Origin of the sequence: Sanguibacteroides justesenii (assembly GCF_003204205.1) — a bacterium.
Lineage (GTDB): Bacteria > Bacteroidota > Bacteroidia > Bacteroidales > Marinifilaceae > Gabonibacter > Gabonibacter massiliensis.
Genome location: NZ_QJPL01000004.1, coordinates 360020 through 380563, shown reverse-complemented (window position 1 = coordinate 380563; position 20544 = coordinate 360020). Strand labels below are relative to the sequence as shown.

Below are 20544 nucleotides of genomic sequence, written 5' to 3'. Positions count from 1 at the left end.
TTGCAAAGATAAGGGAAAATTTCGAACGACAAAATAAGATTTTGCTTTTTTACGGGAGTACGTTAAAATGGAGTGTGAAAGAAACCAATTTTTATTTCGTACGTTATAGAAAATTAAATTCTAAACTAAACTAATTATATCTATCAAAACAAGAGAAAGATGGGGAGTTTTAAGAACAAAATGCAAGCTTACGGAATTCGGCAAATATTGAATTATGTGGAGAAAGATCCGGAAGCCAATGCACCGAAAGCATTGAAATGGATAAGAAAAGTGGACGTGGATGGAACGTATGATTCTGCATGGAGTAGTCTGGAGACTTGTTTATCCGATCCCGATAATAATTGGAACCTTTTGATTAAAAAGGCTTACAATGAATGGGATCCTTTCGTGAGGAGGAAGTTATTCGAATCGTTGATCTGTAATTCCGCCATTATCGGCAACAGTATGGTGAAAGTGACCGGAAAGAAGCACGGGGTAAATGTACCCTGGACGATTTTGATGGACCCGACTTCTGCCTGTAATTTGAAATGTAAGGGATGTTGGGCAGCGGAGTACGGTCACCAGATGTCGCTGGATTTCGATACCATGGACCGGATTATTAAGGAAGGGAAAGAGTTGGGTATATTTATGTATATCTATTCGGGAGGAGAACCTTTGGTAAGAAAAAGAGATATCATCCGTCTCTGTGAAAAACACCCGGAATGTTATTTCTTAGCTTTCACGAATGGAACATTGATTGATGAGGATTTTGCGGATGAGATGCTCCGGGTCGGTAATTTTGCCCCGGCCATTAGTGTTGAGGGGTTTGAAAAAGAGACGGATATGCGTCGAGGAGAAGGGACTTATCAGGCGGTCATTAAGGCGATGGAACTTCTCAAACGTAAACGATTGATTTTCGGATATTCGACCTGTTATCATAGTCAAAACGTGGATGTTGTCGGTTCGGACGAATACGTTGATTTCATGATAGAAAAAGGAGCCGCTTTTGCTTGGTATTTTACCTATATGCCTGTTGGTGAAGACGCTATTCCTGAATTGTTGGCTACGCCAGAACAACGGAAATACATGTATTATCAAGTTAGAAAGTTTCGGCGTACCAAACCGATTTTTGCCATGGATTTCTGGAATGACGGGGAGTATGTCGACGGATGCATAGCCGGGGGAAGATATTATTTCCATATTAATGCCAACGGCGATGTAGAGCCTTGTGCTTTTATTCATTATTCAACGGCTAATATAAAGAATATGAGTTTGTTGGATGCGCTTAGAACACCGCTTTTCCAAGAATACCAGAAACGTCAGCCTTTTAATAAAAATCATTTGCGGCCTTGTCCCTTATTGGATAATCCCGATCGATTGAAAGAGGTCGTGAATGCGGCTCATGCTCATTCTACCGATATGTTGAAGCCCGAAAGCGTGGAAGATTTGACCGGAAAATGCCAGGGATGCGCTCATAAGTGGGCCGTCGTTGCGGATCAAATATGGACGGAAAGGGGAAAAACACTGAATTAAATTGTTCTGTATCAAATAGCTGACAACGGTATCGGCAACCGATGGAGGCTGGAGAGGGAGTGACTTTTAAAAGTTCACTCTCTTTTTATTTTCACTTTCTTGGGGGATAAATTTTTTATTGTATTTTCGTTTGTATTTTTCTGTGTAAATATAATCTTATGAACAAAGTATTGATTATTGACGACGAGAATCAATTAAGGGGATTGTTGTCCCGTATCATCGGGTTGGAGGGATATGAAGTTTTTCAGGCAGATAGTTGTACGTCCGGGCTGAAACAAGCTAAACAATGTATGCCGGATGTCGTTTTATGTGACGTGCGTTTACCGGACGGGAATGGGGTGGAGATTATTGAAAGATTAAAACAGCTGTCTCCTCGTGCGGAGATTATCATGCTTACGGCACATGGGAATATTCAGGATGGAGTGCAGGCGATAAAAAACGGAGCTTTTGATTATATTACCAAGGGGGATGACAATGACCGGATTATCCCGTTGATCAGTCGTGCTATGGAGAAAGTAGCTCGTGAGGTGGATGAAAAAACGGAAAATAGAGGCGGGGAGAGGAGATATACTTTTGACACGATACTGGGGCGATCGGAGGTAATGCAGGAAGCTATCCATTTGGCCCGGAAGGTAGCGGTCACGGATGTCCCGGTTTTACTAACAGGTGAAACGGGTACCGGAAAAGAGGTGTTTGCTCAGGCTATTCATCAGGGAAGTAATAGAAATAAGAAGTCTTTTGTGGCTATCAATTGCTCTGCTTTTAGTAAAGAGTTGTTGGAGAGTGAGATGTTCGGTCATAAAGCAGGTGCGTTTACCGGGGCCTTAAAAGATAAGAAAGGATTATTCGAAGAGGCACATCAGGGAACCTTGTTTTTAGACGAGATCGGAGAGATGGCATTTGATCTACAGGCAAAGTTACTTCGGATTCTGGAATCCGGAGAGTTTATAAAGATCGGAGATACTAAACCGACGAAAGTAGATGTGAGGGTGATTGCCGCGACTAACCGGGATCTGCCTAAGGAGATCGCTGCCGGACATTTTAGAGAAGATCTGTTTTACAGGCTTTCGGTTTTTCAAATTCACCTGCCTCCGCTAAGGGAACGTATCCGGGATATTGAAGTGTATGTTCATGCTTTTGTGAACCAGTTTTCGGCAAAGATGAGGAAAAAAATCACTTTTATTCAACCTGATTACATGGCTCTGCTTAAACAGCATGCCTGGAATGGGAATGTGCGGGAACTGAGAAATGTCGTTGAACGTAGTATTGTTATTGCCGACGGGGAACAGCTTTCCTCGGGAGATTTGCCTATTGATTTACAGCATGGAAATTTCGGGCCTGGAGAAGACCGACGTTTTTCTGAATTCGAATTAGCCAACATAGAAAAGAATCATATTCAAAAAGTGCTTCAATACACGGGAGGGAATAAGACCGAAGCAGCTCGTTTAATGCATATCGGTTTGACTACTTTATACCGTAAGATAGAGGAGTACGGGTTAGGTGAAAAATAGCGGCTGGTCTGTTTTTTTTGATTGCAGATCGATATGCTATTATGATATGGTACCTTTTCAAAATGAAAAGGTGATAGACGGATAGAATATTCCATTCTGTCCGTCTATTTATTTTATATACACTTAGTTATCTTTTGTGGTAATTCCGATGGCATGGCTTTGGCATAGGGAGAAACGAAAACTTAAATTAAAAAGTCATGGAAGAAGTATTATCATTTATTTTTTTAGGTATGGTTGGTGTTATTTGTTACTGGTTCTTTTTCAAGTGTATTTATTGGTTTGAAAAAATCTGAAAAGGAGGGAGGTTATGTTTACGGTATTGTTTATACTAAGTGTGATGATATTCGGGTATATGATGTACGTGTTGGTAAAACCCGAAAAATTTTAGAAAGAGTATCAAGCGAATGTAGAAACGAGATAGAAATCCCGGATAACGGGAAATCGTAGTAATGTTTTAAAAGATGAATACGGAAATATTAGGAAGTATTTTGCAGGTCGTGATGATGGTAGTATTGAGCTATCCATTGGGCCGTTATATCGCAAGAATATATAAGGGAGAAAGGACTTGGTCTGATTTTATGGCCCCCGTTGAAAAGTGGATGTATAGGATGAGCGGGATTAATCCCGCGGAGGAGATGAACTGGAAGAAATTTTTGGTCGCGTTGTTGACCGTAAATGTTTTCTGGTTCTTTTGGGGAATGGTGTTGTTGGTTTCCCAGGGGTATTTGCCGTTGAATCCTGACGGAAATGCGGGACAAAGTCCGGACTTAGCTTTTAATACCTGTATCAGTTTTATGGTAAACTGTAATTTGCAGCATTATAGCGGAGAGAGCGGATTGACTTATTTTACACAACTTTTCGTGATCATGTTGTTTCAGTTTATTACGGCGGCTACCGGAATGGCGGCTTTGGCCGGAATATTTAAGGCCATGGCGACTAAAACGACCCGGAATTTCGGTAATTTCTGGGTACTTTTAATAAAGAGTTGTACGCGTATTTTATTACCGTTGTCTTTAGTTGTCGGATGTATTCTGATTATCGAGGGTACACCTATGGGATTCGAAGGAAAGGAACGGATCACGACTTTAGAAGGTGTGGAGCAAGCCGTATCCCAAGGCCCTACGGCGGCCATTGTGCCTATAAAACAATTGGGTACGAATGGAGGAGGTTATTTCGGCCCTAATTCTTCTCATCCCTTGGAGAATCCGACTTTTTTATCGAACATGATAGAGTGTTGGTCTATTTTGATTATCCCTATGTCTATGGTTTTCGCTTTGGGATTCTATCTGAGACGTAAAAAATTAGCTTACACCATCTACGGTGTTATGTTGTTTGCCTTTTTGGTCGGTGTCGTGGGAGCTCATTATTTCGAGCTGAAAGGTAGTCCGCAAATGGATGCCATGGGAATTGCCCAGGAGCGGGGAAGCATGGAAGGAAAGGAGATCCGTTTAGGTACTGCAGCCACGGCTTTGTGGAGTCAGGTGACAACCGTAACTTCCAACGGTTCGGTTAACGGTATGCATGATAGTTTGACTCCGCTCACGGGAATGCTATCGATGTTGAATATGCAGATAAATTGTTGGTTCGGGGGAGTGGGAGTCGGATTGATGAACTATTATGTATTTATTATTATTGCGGTATTCATCAGCGGATTGATGGTAGGACGGACACCTGAATTTTTAGGAAAGAAGATCGAGGCGAGAGAGATGAAGATAGCTGTTATCGTAGCTTTGGCTCATCCGTTCTTTATATTGGTATTTACGGCGATCTCCAGCTTTTTGGCCACTCGTAATCCGGAGCTGGCGGAGGCTTGGTTAAATAATCCTTCTTTTCATGGATTGAGTGAGATGCTGTACGAGTATACCTCGTCGGCTGCCAATAACGGTTCCGGTTTTGAAGGGCTGAGGGATAATACCTATTTCTGGAATTTTACTTGTGGTATCGTTTTGATCATGGGACGTTACTTGCCGATAGTAGGTCAGGTGGCCATAGCCGGATTGTTGGCGAAAAAGAAATTTATTCCGGAGAGTGCCGGAACTTTAAAGACGGATACGGGGACTTTTGCGGTTATGACCTTTACGGTAATCTTTATTATTGCTGCCTTGTCGTTTTTCCCGGTATTGACGTTAGGGCCGATTGCGGAATATCTAAGTTTTTGATTGATGGTTTCCGGTGAAAAAAAATCGGGATGGTAAATTGTAAAACCGAGAATTTTTAGGATAAAATAGTATGGAGATGAAAAATAATAGGTCTGCTTCTTTGTTTCCAAAGGAGTTAGTTGTAGAAAGTTTAAAACAGTCGTTCGTGAAATTGCATCCGCGTACGATGTTTCGTAACCCAATCATGTTCACGGTAGAGGTTTGTACTGTCATGATGTTCCTTGTATCCGTATACATTGCGATCACGGGGACGGCAGGGCAAGGTTCGTCCGGGTATAATATGATCGTGTCCCTCGTGTTGTTAGTTACTTTGTTATTTGCCAATTTTGCGGAAGCCATAGCCGAAGCGAGGGGAAAAGCGCAAGCCGACAGTCTGAGGAGGACCCGCGAAGAGACTCCGGCCAAGGTGATCGTGAACGGGAAAATAGAGATAGTAAGCAGTTCCAAATTAAAAAAAGGTGATCTGTTCGAGTGCGAAGCGGGGGATATTATTCCTTCCGACGGGGAGATTGTCGAGGGATTAGCCTCTATCGACGAGAGCGCCATTACCGGGGAGAGTGCTTCGGTTATCCGGGAGGCCGGGGGAGATAAGAGTTCTGTCACCGGCGGAACGAAAGTACTTTCCGATCGTATCAGAGTATTGGTAACCACACAACCGGGAGAAAGCTTTTTGGATAAGATGATTGCGCTTGTGGAGGGGGCATCCCGTCAGAAAACTCCGAACGAGATCGCATTGACGATTTTATTGGCCGGTTTTACTTTGGTGTTTGTTATCGTATGTGCTACTTTAAAACCTTTCGGGGATTACGTGGGAACCCATATTACCGTGGCGGCTTTTATCTCTTTGTTTGTATGTTTGATTCCGACGACGATAGGAGGATTATTATCAGCCATTGGAATTGCAGGTATGGATCGGGCTCTACGAGCCAATGTCATCACGAAATCGGGAAAGGCTGTTGAAACGGCGGGTGATATCGATACCTTGCTTTTGGATAAAACCGGGACGATTACGATCGGTAATCGTAAAGCTACCCGATTTTATCCTGCCAATGGCGTGGACGAAAAGCATTTTATCCGGGCCTGTTTGTTATCCTCTCTATCGGATGAGACACCCGAGGGAAAATCCATCGTCGAGTTGGGACGGGAGAGAGGTATTTGTATTCGTGATTTGAACGCGGTGGGGGCTTCGATGATTCGATTTACGGCTGAGACCCGTTGTTCGGGTGTTAATTTAGAGAACGGAGTGAGAATACGGAAAGGAGCAGCCGATGCGATTCGTCGAATAGTGAAAAAAGCGAATAACATTATAAGTCGGGAGACGGAAGAGACCATACGGGCTATTTCGGAAAACGGAGGGACTCCCTTAGTGGTTTCGGAGAACGAGAAGGCAATAGGAGTTATCGAATTGCAGGATATTATTAAACCGGGTATACAGGAGCGTTTCAAACGGTTGCGTAAAATGGGTGTGAAAACGGTTATGGTGACAGGAGATAATCCTCTGACGGCAAAATATATAGCTGAAAAAGCAGGTGTGGATGATTTTATAGCGGAAGCCAAGCCGGAAGATAAGATGGAATATATCCGTAAAGAGCAGCAGAACGGGAAATTGGTCGCGATGATGGGGGATGGAACAAATGACGCACCTGCTTTGGCTCAGGCCGATGTCGGGGTAGCTATGAATAGCGGGACTCAGGCGGCAAAGGAAGCCGGTAATATGGTAGATTTGGACAATGATCCGACCAAATTAATCGAGATCGTAGAAATTGGCAAGCAATTGTTGATGACACGGGGAACCTTGACTACTTTCAGTATCGCCAATGATGTTGCCAAGTATTTCGCCATTGTTCCGGCTTTATTTATGTTAACGATTCCCTCTTTGGGGGCTTTGAATATTATGCATCTTCATAGTCCGGAAACAGCCATCCTTTCTGCTGTCATTTTTAATGCGATCATTATACCTGTATTGATTCCCTTGGCCTTGAAAGGTGTAAGTTACAAACCTATTGGTGCTTCCGCTTTATTGCGGCGTAATTTATTGATTTACGGTGTAGGAGGGATTATAGCACCCTTTATAGGGATTAAATTGATAGATCTTTTAGTTGGGTTATTTTTCTAAGTCAGGAAAGGGCCCGCGAGGACGACGTGCAGCGGGTCCTCCTGACATTTGGATGACGTTTAAATTAAAATGTAAGGATGATGAAGTCTAATTTATTGAAATCTTTAAGGTTGACACTTGTTTTTTGCGTATTCTTTAGTGTGTTTTATATTTTCATCCTATGGATATTTGCTTTGATTGCGGGTCCTAATCATGGACGGGCAGAGTTAGTTACTCTAAATGGAAAAGTGGTCGGAGTTGCGAATGTAGGCCAGGCTTTTACGAAAGGTATTTATTTTTGGGGGCGCCCTTCGGCAGTTGATTATGCCGGAGACGGGGCTGGAGGTAGTAATAAAGGTATTTCCAATCCGGAATATTTGCGGGAGGTAGAGGCACGAATTGATACTTTCTTAGTAAAGCATCCCTATTTAAAACGTTCGGAGGTTCCTTCAGAGATGGTAACGGCCAGTGGTAGTGGTTTGGATCCGCATATTTCTCCGGAAGGGGCTTACGTGCAGGTAAGACGGGTGGCTCGGGCCAGGGGTATATCGGAAGAAAAAGTTAGAGAGATCGTGGATGAACAGATCGAAAGACCTTTGTTGGGTTTATTCGGTACTTCAAGAGTCAATGTATTGAAACTCAATGTCGCATTGGAAAAAAGTGCGAATTAAGTTTATATTAGTTGGGGTTATTTAGAGAAATGTATAAATCTTTAAGTGATATTATTGCATTTCGGGGAAGTTCGAAGGTAAAGGAGTGTTGAGATAACTGATCCGTAACGAGAGGACTTCCCATTTTTATCTATTTTTTAATCTTTCTTTTGAAGCCTGTTTTATCATGTTGATAGGCAGGAAGGATTATGCTCGAAGATTTGATTGTAAATTATTGTTTGTTTTAATTTTTAATAAAATGAATTTTTTAGGAAAGACGATTTTGGTACTCCTATTGATAGGAGTTGTCGTAGAAGTAAAGGCGAGGAATAGCCTAAAAAGTGTGGTGTTTAAGGTGAGCGGAGATATTGTAAGTTCTTATATTTGGCGCGGAGCTTATAACGCGGGAGCCAGTATCCAGCCTACCTTATCGATGGGTATAGGAGCTTTTTCTTTAACGGCTTGGGGATCTAAAGAGATAAGCGGTACACATAAAGAGATCGATTTGACAGCAGCTTATCGTTGGGGAAAATTTAATATATTCGTGGCGGATTATTGGTGGGAGGGAGAGAAATTGGGAGATAGGGTTTCCTGGAAAAATAACAACTATTTTCATTTCGATAATCGTAACACCGCTCATCATGTGGAGGTCGGTATAGGGTATGTCGTTTCGGATAAATTTCCGTTATGTATCTCTTGGAGCACGATGGTTTGGGGGGCTGATAAAAAAGATAATGAAAAGCAAAATTACTCTTCTTACGCGGAGATGACCTGTCCTTTTTCAGTAAAAAATGTGGATTTGAATTTCACCTTGGGTTTTTCTCCGTATGAAAGCGAACTATATGCCGTTCGCGGTTTTAGTATAACGAATATCGAATTGGGAGCTTCGAAGGAGATACAATTCACCAAGGCTTTTTCGTTACCTGTTTTTACGAGAATTGTTTTCGATCCCGCTCATGAAGATGCCCATTTTGTTTTGGGATTTACTTTAAGGTAGTACAAGTGATTTATTTTACGTTTTAGCCCGGGAAGATATCCTTGCCGGGCTTTGGCAAATCGAGCGGTAATATTTTTCATTTTGAAAAAAGCATTTTCAAAATGAAAAAGCAGAATCAACGATATTATATGACTTCCGGTATGTAAATTGTTGATAGAAAGTAAACTATATATTCTTTATCTTTGTAGTATATTTTTTGCTGAAAAACGATTATGGACAAGGAACAAAATGTACAGCATTTTTTAAATCTGATTCGGAAAAGCCGGAGAGGACATTTTAAGGTATATATCGGTATGATAGCGGGGGTGGGGAAGACCTACCGGATGTTGCAGGAGGCACACGAACTATTGCGAAACCGGATAGATGTGCAAATCGGCTATATCGAGACACACGGACGAGTGGATACGGAAGTTCTTTTGAAAGGATTGCCTGTTATTCCCCGGCGGAAAATATATTATAAGGGGAAAGAAATCGAAGAGATGGATTTGCAGTCTATCCTGCAAATTCGTCCGGAAGCGGTTATTGTGGATGAATTAGCTCACACGAATGCAGAAGGAAGTGTGAACGAGAAAAGATGGCAAGATGTTTTTGACTTGTTGGATGCCGGAATAAATGTTATTAGTGCGATCAATATTCAGCATATAGAGAGCTTAAACGAAGAGATACAGGATATTGCCGGCATAGAGGTGAAGGAGAGAGTGCCTGATCGTGTATTTGAAGAGGCGGATGAGGTTGTAAACATCGATTTGACGGCGGAGGAGTTGGTTGCCCGTTTAAAAGCCGGGAAGATTTATAAACCCGAAAAGATAGATATAGCTTTGAACCATTTTTTTAAAGTGGAAAATATCTTGCAGCTCCGGGAGTTGGCATTGAAGGAGGTCGCGTTGCGGGTTGAAAAAAAGGTGGAGAACGAAGTCGTGGAAAACGTGGGACTTAGGCACGAGCGTTTTATGGCCTGTATCAGTAGCCATGAAAAAACGCCTCGAAAATTGATTCGCAAAGTGGCACGGTTAGCCACAAGGTACAATTCCAGATTTTCTGTCCTGTACGTACAGACTCGTCGTGAAAGTCCTGACCGGATACCATTGGCCAATCAGCGTTATTTGATCAATCATTTTAAACTTGCTTCCGAGTTGGGAGGAGAAGTGATTCAGATACAGTCCGATGATATTATCGGGAGCATCATTCGGGTTTGCCGGGAACGTCAGATCAGTACCTTGTGTGTGGGCAAGCCGGATATTCGACTGTTTTCATTTGTGAGAACCGCCTTACGGTATAAGAAATTATTGAATAATTTAGCGGCATTGAATGTGGATTTGATCGTTTTAGCATGAAAATGTAAGATTATGAAGATAAAGACGAAATTGACCTCGGGAATAGGAATCTTGTTTTTGATTATCGTTCTGATGGGAACACTGTCAGTAGGTTATATTTATAAATTATCGGCGGATACCCAGAATATTTTGGCTGATAATTACAATTCGTTGGATTATGCGAAACGGATGTTACAGGCTGTCGAACAGATTGAGACGGATCAGTCGGCTATTCAAGTATTTATCGAAAACTTGGAGAGGCAGCGGAAAAATATAACGGAAATAGATGAATCGGAAGTCACGGAACGCCTGATCGGGCATTTTAGATTGTTGCAGGAGAGCCGGAATGAGGAATCTCTTCAACAGGTCCGCATGGATTTGATCCAGATAATGAATCTGAATATGGCTTCCATCCAACGTAAAAGCGAAGTCGCCACGCGGACGGCTCATGAGGCTATGCTATGGATTTCGATCATGGGGATGGGAAGTATAACCGTTGCTTTTTTATTGTTGCTCGTTTTTCCGGCTCAGATAACTCGTCCCATAAAAGAGTTGACTAACGGTATCATAGAGATTGCCAAACGAAATTATGATCAGCGTTTATATTTTCATAAAACGAAAGAGTTCGGAGATGTTGCGGCTTCGTTCAATACGATGGCGGAAAAATTGGCGGAATATCAGCAGAGTTCTTTGGAGGATCTGCTATCCAGTAAGAAATATATAGAAGCGATCGTGAATAGTATTCGCGAGCCGATTATCGGTTTAAACGAGGAGAGAAAAATCATATTTGTTAATGACGATGCGTTGTCTGTTTTGAATTTGAAGCGGGAAGAGATTATCCGGCAATCGGCGGCGGAGCTTTCTTTAAGAAATGATTTATTGCGCCGTCTTATACGGGAGTTAGTACATCCGAATGAAAAGCATGAACCTTTGAAGATATATGCGGATGATAAGGAGAGTTTTTTTCAGGCTTATTATGTTCCGGTTCGTCTCACCAAAACGGGGGAGAAGGAGCAAAAATACGTGGGCGATCTGATTATATTGAAAAATATTACGGAATTCAAGGAGTTGGATTCAGCTAAGACTACCTTTATTTCGACGATTTCTCATGAGTTGAAGACTCCAATTGCCGCTATTATGATGAGTTTGAAATTATTGGAAGACCAACGGGTCGGACAATTGAACGAAGAACAGTTCTCTTTAACGGAAAGTATTAAGGAGAATAGCGATCGCTTGCTGAATATTACCGGTGAGTTATTGAAGTTAACACAGGTTGAGACGGGGAAATTAACATTGAGCCCCAAGGTAACGAAGCCGATAGAATTGATTCATTATGCCCTTTCGGCAACCCGGGTATTGGCAGAACGGTTCGGATGTAATATCGAAGTCGAATACCCTGAGAAGATCTCTAAATTGTTTGTGGATAGCGAAAAGATCGCTTGGGTGATTACGAATCTGTTGTCCAATGCCATCCATTATTCCAAAGAGAATTCAAGGATTATTATAGGAGCTTATGAAGAAGACAAACGAGTCGAAATTTTTGTACAGGATTTCGGAAAAGGTATAGACCCGCGTTACCATCAAAGTATATTTGATCGTTATTTTAGAGTGCCTGGAACCAAAGTTCAGGGGAGCGGCTTAGGACTGGCTATTTCCAAAGATTTTGTTGAAGCTCACAACGGAAAGATCCGGGTGGACAGCGAAGTAGGCAAGGGGAGTCGGTTTACGATTTCCTTTCCTGTTCGGTAACTTTATCCCTCGAAAAAAAAATTTCGAGGGATAATTGATCAATTAGAATATACCGAATTTAACGCCGGCAAAATAGGTACGAGGGAGTCCCGGTCCGTAAATGTATTTGGAATCCCGATTGGCTCCCTTGTCGAAGTCGTTCTGATAACTGTCAAACAGGTTTTGTACGCCTCCGCTTACCTGTACCGTGTAATTATTGAATTTGATATCATAATTCAATTTGAGTGTGGCATCGTAAAAAGAAGAGGTTTTTTTCAATATGCTCTTTTCGATGTATCCTTTTTCATGTCCTATATACATCGGTCCGGTGTAAGTTCCCGAAAGAGAGAATGAGAAGTTTTTAAAAGGGATGAAATTGGTTGTAAGATACCCGTATGTATCGGGAGAGCGTAATAATTTACGCGTTTTCTCTGCTTCCGGGTCATCCGTCCAGGCCCGAGGCCGGTCGTATTTACTGCTTTGCAAAGTAGCTCCGAATTGAATTTGCGCTTTATAATGAGGAACGATTTTCCCTTCCACGTTTATTCCTTTTACGATCGCCTCGTTACCGTTTCTACGTTCATAGATGATGTTTCCGTCTGTATCCGGTCCGAGAGGTTCCAATACGAAAATATGTCTTAAATTGGTATAAAATCCTTCGACTAACAAGTTCAGTTGTGTGCTTCCGTAGGTAGCATAATAGTCGATGGAAGCACTATAGCTTTTGGAGCGTTCCGTTTTCAGGTCTTTAGCCACTTGAATGATGGCTACCTCGTTGTTTACGGCGGCTACATGCAGGTCTTCATCATAGGTTTGGGGAGCCCGAAAGCCTTCGGAATAGCTGGCTCGCAGGTTGATGGCATCGATCGGGCTATATCGAATATTCAATCTCGGACTAAATATAGGGTTATCTACGGCACTATTTTTATCCATGCGTCCCCCGATTAAAAAACTTAAGTGTCCTGTTTTCCATTCGTTCTGTAAATATAAGCTGTAAACATATATCTCTTGGTTAAGGTCTCTATTGTACCCCAGCATGATATCGGTCAGTTTGTCGTAAGAATATTCGAAACCGGTAGTCAACTCCGAGGGGAGGAATAAAAAATGGTTAAAGTCATAAGAGTATTGGACTCCACCTACGAATGTAATATCCGTCGTCTTTCCGTATGCCGCCGTATCCCTGTCTGCACCGTAATATGATTTTCGTCCTATATTTTGCAGAGAGGTATACACATTTAGATGGTGTTTGTAATCTGAAGAATTGAACGTGTAGTTTACACCTCCACCGTGTATGTTGTGTTCTGCCTGCTCCGTAATATCCGTTTCGTGAGGAGGTTTGTCAAGTAAATTTCCTCCCCTGCGGAATTCTTTAATATGATGGTATTCCAATGTAATTTTACTGTAGTTGGTCGGTTTGTAATACGTTCTAAAACCCAATGAGGTATTATTTAGTTTACCTAATTCCGTGAAACCGTCTTTGTCGTGATCGTAACCTTGGCGGTCTCTTACCATGCCGAAAAGGTACGCGCCTGTTGTCTTTTGTTCGTTAGTAATAGCCCCGTTAAAGTTAGTTACGTTATCGAAACTTTCACCGTCAATAGCCGATAGGTTGTGACTGATTTGGAAGAAATTATATAGCGGTTCTTTGGTGATGATGTTGATTGTTCCCGCGATGGCATTTGAACCGAATAGAGCGGAACCTCCTCCTCTCATGATTTCGACACGTTCGATCATATTGACGGGAATTTGTTCCAGTCCGTATACTCCCGATAGAGAACTGAATGAAGGACGACTGTCGATTAATATTTGGGTATAGGGACCGTCTAAGCCGTTGATACGGACTTGTTGGAATCCACAGTTCTGGCAATTGTTTTCCACTCGTAAACCCGGTTGAAAATTTAGTCCTTGTGCCAGACAAAACGAATTGGTGTTTTCAAATATTTTAGGTGTTAATACGTTGATGACCACCGGAGCTTCTTTACGGCTGGTTTCGTTTCGGTTAGCCGTGACAACAGATCCCTCCAGCATGATATTGTCTTCGCTAATCTCAAAATTAATTTCCAGGGTTTTTCCTTTTTCCAAAAATACGTCTTTTTCAACGCTTTTATAACCGATGCCTTGTACGCGTAAAGTATGTTTTCCTGCCGGTAAGTTTTTAAGGAAATAATGACCTGTTTCATCCGTATAAGTACCTATATGTGTGTCTTTAAGAAAAACGGATAAAAAGGGTATATGTTCTTTTGTCTCTTTGTTGATAACGTGTCCCATGATGTTGGCATCGCTTTTGGGTTTGCTGTTTTCTTCGTCAGCGAAACCGGGTAAAACGAATGTTAAAAAGAGGGTTAGTATATATATATGTTTCATATGTTATTGATAATTAAATAGTTTTTGATTTTTGGATATGCCTGTTATCCCGAATGGACTATTCTTCCTGTTAGTTATTAACAAGAAAAGACAGTTATCCCGAGTAATAAAAATAACTTAGAATAGATTGACAAAAATGTCAGATACAGACCGGGGGGGCCCTTAATTTTTTATGAAAGAAGAAACGCGAAGCGGGTACTTCCGCTTTCCGTGTAATATATAAAACGAGTTTCCGTGTCAATGGGGCGGTAGATACGGAAGGTGCTAATAACAAAAGGGTGAAGAAATAATTGAGATGTGCGATTAATTTTATCTCGTTGCCGGAATGAGAGTGTTGGGGCTGATGATTAGTTGTTGTTTTATGAAAATGCGAGTGAACAATCCTTATCCCGTCCACTATATGGTAGTGAGGGAAAAAAGTGATATTTCCATAGTAACTCAGAAATAGAGCTAACAGGAATATCCTTAGGGTGATATGCGTTCTCTTTTTTTGCATTAGTTTTGTACCGATGCAAATGTAGAATGTTTCTAAATAAAAGATTAATTTTTCTTCTTAAAATATTGTTAAAAACGGAAGACGTTATTCCAATCTCATTACGGGATAACATCTTCCGTTGTTTATTATTTCTCTATTATGATTCGATTTCCGGCAAGAGTTGCCGTAATTGAATCGTCATACATGGCAGAACAAGTAATTGCCGGCAGTAGGTATGTTCCGGGGTACGAGGCGTTGAAACGGAGAGTGAATTTTTTGGTTTCTCCTTGCTTTAATGAAAAATACAGGTAGATCCGGTCGTCTCGGATATCTACGTTCTCAGTTCCTTTAAAAGGATTTATCCCGGAAATCAGACGTTCATTGATAAATTCGAATCCGGAAGGAAACATGCACGTTAAAGCCAGCTCATCGTATTGACCGATCTTACCGGTATTCTGTACGGATATTTCCGCTGTTATATCTTCACCTTGTCGGTATGTAGGCCGATCGATCCGTTTATTGTTACTATAATAAGTAATTTGCATTTTCAATCCGGACATTTCATTCTGTGTTATGACTCCTAACGGGACGGAACTATTGATGGTCCTAACGTGTAATGTTCCGTCGGTATTGTTTTTAACGGTCACGTTAGAGCGTTGTCGTTTAACGGTTAAGGGTTTAAGAATAACTGTTTTTTCGGTTTGGATTTTTTCTTTTCCGATCTCAACCTTTATACCGTTTCCTTCTTTGAAATACCGTTTAACGTATTGAGCCGCGGCACATAGTCCAAAGGCATTTTCCTGGGTACTCATCCAGTCGTTAGAAGCAAAGCGCAAGGCTATTTTTCGCAATAGGGTATAGGCTTCTTCTTGCATGTCCATATCCACCATACTCCGGAGAAGAATGGCATTGTCACGCAATCCGGAACCGTAGCATCTGCCTAATTGCCTGTAAGATTCCGCTTCCGTTGGCAGATTGGCAATCAACGACCGGGCGACTTTATCGTATTTACCTATTGCGTAGGCTCCGGCCAGTTGCCAACGTGCAACGGGATTTTTATAGATTATATCTTTCATCCGGTTCATGGCTGCCAGATTTGGCTTGTCGGCAGAAGCTAAAACGTATAGACGGTAAGCTTGCTCCAGTTCGGCATAATAATCGGAAGGTTTCCAGGTGTTTGCCTGTTGATTCAAATAATTGACGGCATTATTCTTCATGGATGCAGGAACCTGGTATCCTTGTTTTTCGGCTTGGATGAGGAAGTCGGTAATATAACTGCTTACCCAATCCGAGATAAATTCGCTACCGGCCCAGTAGCTAAAACCTCCGTTGTTCCGTTGGTAATTGCGTAACCGGGAGATTACCTCTTTCACGTTGAGTTCTGCGGTTACCCGTTGGGCTTCCGTGAGGTCCATCAAAGTGTGGAGCATAAGCTGTGGAAATACCGCAGAGGTAATTTGTTCTCCGCATCCGTGCGGATACTGAATGAGATCATTTAATCGTTTTTCTAAGTTTAGAGGAGGGATAGAAGTAATTTCCAACATGGAGGTCGGATTGATTCCCTCGATTGGGTTATCGAACGTTAATGTCTCTCCGGCTTTTAGCTCTTTCGCGTCCACCCGTGTAATTCGGGGGTTGGGTATGCGGATATCGATATCGCAACTGAAGTATGCTTTTTCCTGACCACTTTGTGCCGAGAAGGAGAGTGTCGATTTCCCGGTCGTCTCTTTGATCTTAACTTTAAAGAATATAATTTGTTCTCCTGTTTTGTCGAAATGTACCTTTTGTTGAGCGGAGGCGAGATTTTCTATCTTATCGTCTGTTCGGATACTTACGTTTACCTCCTTAATCCGGTCTTTCATGGCGAAGAGGGTAACCGGAATTTCGATTACATCGCCCGGGGTGAAGATACGCGGCATCGTAACGTTAAGCATCAGGGGCTGATTGACACTTGTATTTTTGGAGGCCGAACCGTATTGCCCCTTATGTTCGGCTATAACCATGGTACGTACTTCTCCGATATATTCCGGCATACGTAGGGTATGACTCTTTTTTTCACCCTTTTTTAAGGTAAACGGTCCCTGGAATAGTACTACCGGAGTGAACCGATTGCTCTTGTGGTTCTCTTCCGGTTTTAGTGCTTCGTCTCCGCCGATGGCAAAGGCTTTTTCCAATCTTCCGCCGAAAGCTCCGCATACGTCGTCGTAAAAATCCCACGTTTTCACGCCTAAAGCTTCCCGTGCGTAAAATGCGGGGAAGGGGTCCGGAGTTTTGAAAGAGGTCAGCGAGAGAAGACCTTCGTCCACTACGGCTAAGGTATAGGCCATCGGGTGGCCGTCGGCTTCGCTTACCGTAATCGTAAAATCTTCGGATGGACGCAACTCCTTGGCCATGTTGATCTGAGGATGTAAATGGAGGCTCGGATCTTCCACGTCGATATTCATCACTCCGTATAGTCTTATCGGTTTATCGTTGTCCCGGCCTTTGTGCGGTTGTATTAAGGATACGTTCACGTATATGTTGGGACACATATCCTGTTTTGCCTCTATCTCGAATATCGTAAAGTCGTTTGTTGTCGGAATACGGAAAATATCTTTCACCGTTTTGCCATTTTCGATGCTGATAAGGGCGATGCTACCCGATGAGGAGGGAAATTTGATTTTTATTTTTTCGCCGACACGGTATGCTTTTTTATCGCTGGTCAAAGTCAAGAGATTGGCCATTCCGGGCATGTTCAAGTCGTTGCGCCAAGAACTGATATAAAAGGTCGAACCGCAAGAATGACCGGAAACTTTATCTTTAGCAATGAGGTAATAGCGTCCCCACTCGTTACAGGTAATATCGACGTTAAATTTTCCGTCCGTACTTTTTACCATTTTATGTAATATGGGTTTTCGGTAAGACCGGTTAACGTATGAACCAAGATTATCGTCGCTGGAGTCCCACCACCAGCGCCAATCCAAAGCATAAACTTCAATCTCTATTTCATTGGATGCAACGGGTTGCCCCAGGGTGTTTACGACAACGCCTTTTACGGGTATCGGTTTACCAGCCGGATACCAATTATCATCTGTTTCCGGTAAGGCTATTCCGACGTATTGTGTGTAGGGGGAATATTTAAAAGAGGAGGTGACGATACTGAAATCTCCGCTATTTTCAAAAACCCGAATGGTCAGGAAGGCATTCAACATTCCCGGGGTATTTTCTGTCGTGATATTTTGCGTGGACAAAGTAAAATTGCCGTCTGGATCGGTTGTTCCGTCGAACAGGGTTGTCGTAGTTGTTTTATAGAATCTGGAACGGTCGTCGAAATTGTAATTTTTGTATTTCTCGAATACGGTTTTCCCCTGAGTTAATTTTAATTCGGTAATGGTTTTCAATAAACTGGTTTTAGCCCCGTGTAACCAGCGGGTCGTAACCGGAATCTTATTTTCATGGATTCCTTTCCCCAGTATATTTCCCGGCAAAATAGCATTTATATTTAAGCGGTTAGGCTTTATACTTTCAATCCGTATGGTTTTGGAAAAAGAGGTCCCACCGATTTTGACGATCGTTCGCCAGTATCCCGTTACCGCGTTATCATCCGTTTTGAAGGTAAAACAATACATGCCGTTGTCGTTTCGTCCCTCTTTCCGGGTTTGTACGACATGTCCGTTGGGATCGTATAATTCGGCAATGATGGGATGGCCTGCCGGAATTACGTTTTCTTTGTCTTCCAGGATAAAAGATAAATGGATTTCATTGCCGGGACGCCATACTCCCCTCTCCCCGTACAAGAATCCTTTGAGCCCTTTTTGAACGACGGTTCCCGTTACGTCGAAATTGCTGTAAGATAAAGAACCGGCATCATTGACTTTTAAATAGGCCTGATCATTACCTTTCCGAGCGACGACGGTAAATGCTTTTCCCCGTATCCGGGCTATTGCGATGCCTCGATCATCGGTCCGGGTCGAATCTATTTTTTGGTTTTGATAATTGTAGAAGAATAATTCGCAATGGCTTACCGGAGTGGCGTCAGACAAATCATTTACAGCCACTATGTATTTTCCGTCAGTGCCTGCCTTAGCCGTGATACCTAAGGAGGTTACCACTATATTTTTTTGAGGGAAACGACTGGATACGTAATAATAAGAGTTTGAACAGGGATTATCCCTCTCTTCCCAAGAGTAATCTTCGGGATACCCGTAATAATACTCGTCGTAGTTATCGTAACCTTGCCAGAACTGATCGTCCGAATCATCCCGATCTGGATTTTGTTTTTCGTTACAGGCGAGAGTGGTATAAGATCGTTTGAACCGAAGTTCGACTTTATAAACGACACCTTTTTCCAGTTGAATGTGGTCCGCGAGGTTGATCGTGTAGTCTTGCCATTTATCAGAATGAATCGTTTGTCCTTCTTTTGCCAATACAATTTTTTTATTTAGAATAGGACGGCCTACTCTTCGTAATTCGTAGTCGCCGGCGTATTCGTAAGAATTTTGTTGTAAATAAAAATTCATATTTTGCGGTAGAACTTTAACAACACGTAATTGAATCGCCTTCAGGCCAACCGCGGAAAAAGGGATTAAGATATTCCCATCTGCCGGAGTTATCGTACCTTCTCCAATAAACCGTATTTCTGGCTTCGCTGAAGGGAAGCTTACGGATTGAGCTACTTCTTTGGTTAATTTGTCCCCAGTGGCATTCATGATACCCCGGTAAACGTTTACTTGTACGATACCCCTCATTTTGCTCGTTTCGTTGGTATACAGGCGAACGATATTGCCTTGCACGTTATAGTTCAGCCGGTTTATGCCGTCAATAGTGATTAATCCTTGTAAATCTTGGGTCGGACTTACATTATCAGAGAAAATAACGTCTATACTTTGGGAATAGTCGTCGGTAACTTTGATATCCAGGACGGAGAAGTTGTTTTCACCGGGGATTTCAACGAGTAAATCGTTTCCGTTTTTTATCTTCTTGTCGAAGGTGAGTTTTAAGGTCTGGGAGTGTTTTTCCCGTTTCAGATCGGGAATTGTAAAGTTATGTATATAAGGAGAATGATCCCATACAAGAGAGAGAATCCGATCGTCTAATTTCGCCGTAATCAACCGCTCGATTTGTTCGGGGGTCGTTAGATCCGCATTTGCGATAGCTCCTTTGTAGAAGAATTGATCGTTATTCTCCGGATAGATGCCTAAATTCCCTTCCTGAAAAGAGTATGCCTGGGGAAGTATCTTAACTGTGAAATTAAATTTCTTCAATGCAGCGGGGACATCGAACAATTGGTCTAATTGTACAGAGATTTGGTAAATTTGCTCGTTTTTAAATCTTTCGCTTGGAATAAATTTCAAAGTATTTTGATGGAATTGAAATGTTCCTTTTACTCGGGGAGATATTTTAAAAACATCATCAGCCGAAACAGGAAGAGAATCCAAGTTCGCGTTAAAAAGAATACAAATAGGATCCGTTGACCGTATCATTCCCTGTGTGAATTCGCTGACGTATTTGCTGTATTCTAATTTGTTTTGACTCTGTCTTTCTTTACATGAAGAAAATGCAAAGAGCATGATCAAGAATGAGATAAAGAGAAAACACCTATTCATGGCCTTTGTTTTTGTGATTAATATTAGATTAGGCAAATTTATGTAAATAAAACCAATTCGTTTGGGTTTGTATTTAAATTTTATTCGAAAAAACGAGGATTATTCAGGTAGTATAAGATCCGGATTGTATGAAATTGTTCGTTACTCCTTTGGAC

The 20544-nt window shown here is 42.0% G+C and carries 10 protein-coding genes; 8 read left to right on the top strand and 2 right to left on the bottom strand.

From position 1 onward, the window contains the following. Positions 1–159: 159 nt before the first annotated feature. The 8 genes from DMB45_RS08635 to DMB45_RS08595 all read left to right on the top strand — a co-directional run bounded on the left by DMB45_RS08635 (position 160) and on the right by DMB45_RS08595 (position 11986). Positions 160–1512 carry a radical SAM protein gene (locus DMB45_RS08635; RefSeq protein WP_041502589.1) on the top strand — a complete coding sequence of 451 codons (1353 nt, stop codon included), beginning with the start codon at positions 160–162 and terminating at the stop codon, positions 1510–1512. Between the two features lie 158 nt (positions 1513–1670). Further along, positions 1671–3023: a sigma-54-dependent transcriptional regulator gene (locus tag DMB45_RS08630; protein WP_110688668.1), complete on the top strand. Its 1353-nt coding sequence runs from the start codon at positions 1671–1673 to the stop codon at positions 3021–3023. A 461-nt stretch (positions 3024–3484) separates the two neighbouring features. Beyond that, positions 3485–5182, top strand: coding sequence for a potassium-transporting ATPase subunit KdpA (gene kdpA, locus DMB45_RS08620; RefSeq protein WP_059025575.1), 1698 nt, complete (start codon positions 3485–3487; stop codon positions 5180–5182). 76 nt (positions 5183–5258) lie between these two features. Further along, positions 5259–7298, top strand: a complete 2040-nt coding sequence (kdpB, locus tag DMB45_RS08615; protein ID WP_110688677.1) for a potassium-transporting ATPase subunit KdpB — start codon at positions 5259–5261, stop codon at positions 7296–7298. A gap of 80 nt (positions 7299–7378) precedes the next feature. Further along, positions 7379–7948, top strand: a complete 570-nt coding sequence (locus DMB45_RS08610) for a K(+)-transporting ATPase subunit C (RefSeq protein WP_041502636.1) — start codon at positions 7379–7381, stop codon at positions 7946–7948. Positions 7949–8186: 238 nt separating this feature from the next. Beyond that, complete coding sequence (locus DMB45_RS08605; protein WP_041502637.1) at positions 8187–8924, top strand: hypothetical protein; 738 nt, start codon at positions 8187–8189, stop codon at positions 8922–8924. 212 nt (positions 8925–9136) lie between these two features. Then, positions 9137–10258 (top strand): histidine kinase, encoded by a 1122-nt coding sequence (locus DMB45_RS08600; RefSeq protein WP_041502594.1) that lies wholly within the window; start codon positions 9137–9139, stop codon positions 10256–10258. 12 nt (positions 10259–10270) lie between these two features. Next, a complete protein-coding gene (locus DMB45_RS08595) occupies positions 10271–11986 on the top strand; it encodes a sensor histidine kinase (RefSeq protein WP_041502595.1) in 1716 nt (571 codons plus the stop codon). Between the two features lie 42 nt (positions 11987–12028). Here DMB45_RS08595 and DMB45_RS08590 read toward each other — a convergent pair whose 3' ends face one another. Beyond that, positions 12029–14329, bottom strand: a complete 2301-nt coding sequence (locus tag DMB45_RS08590; RefSeq protein WP_110688666.1) for a TonB-dependent receptor — start codon at positions 14327–14329, stop codon at positions 12029–12031. A 621-nt stretch (positions 14330–14950) separates the two neighbouring features. Next, positions 14951–20389 (bottom strand): alpha-2-macroglobulin family protein, encoded by a 5439-nt coding sequence (locus tag DMB45_RS08585; RefSeq protein ID WP_237143290.1) that lies wholly within the window; start codon positions 20387–20389, stop codon positions 14951–14953. Positions 20390–20544 lie beyond the last annotated feature (155 nt).

Coding starts and splice junctions, on each gene's coding strand:
- DMB45_RS08635 (WP_041502589.1), top strand. CDS start 160: ATGGGGAGTTTTAAGAACAAAATGCAAGCTTACGGAATTCGGCAAATA.
- DMB45_RS08630 (WP_110688668.1), top strand. CDS start 1,671: ATGAACAAAGTATTGATTATTGACGACGAGAATCAATTAAGGGGATTG.
- kdpA (WP_059025575.1), top strand. CDS start 3,485: ATGAATACGGAAATATTAGGAAGTATTTTGCAGGTCGTGATGATGGTA.
- kdpB (WP_110688677.1), top strand. CDS start 5,259: ATGAAAAATAATAGGTCTGCTTCTTTGTTTCCAAAGGAGTTAGTTGTA.
- DMB45_RS08610 (WP_041502636.1), top strand. CDS start 7,379: ATGAAGTCTAATTTATTGAAATCTTTAAGGTTGACACTTGTTTTTTGC.
- DMB45_RS08605 (WP_041502637.1), top strand. CDS start 8,187: ATGAATTTTTTAGGAAAGACGATTTTGGTACTCCTATTGATAGGAGTT.
- DMB45_RS08600 (WP_041502594.1), top strand. CDS start 9,137: ATGGACAAGGAACAAAATGTACAGCATTTTTTAAATCTGATTCGGAAA.
- DMB45_RS08595 (WP_041502595.1), top strand. CDS start 10,271: ATGAAGATAAAGACGAAATTGACCTCGGGAATAGGAATCTTGTTTTTG.
- DMB45_RS08590 (WP_110688666.1), bottom strand. CDS start 14,329: ATGAAACATATATATATACTAACCCTCTTTTTAACATTCGTTTTACCC.
- DMB45_RS08585 (WP_237143290.1), bottom strand. CDS start 20,389: ATGAATAGGTGTTTTCTCTTTATCTCATTCTTGATCATGCTCTTTGCA.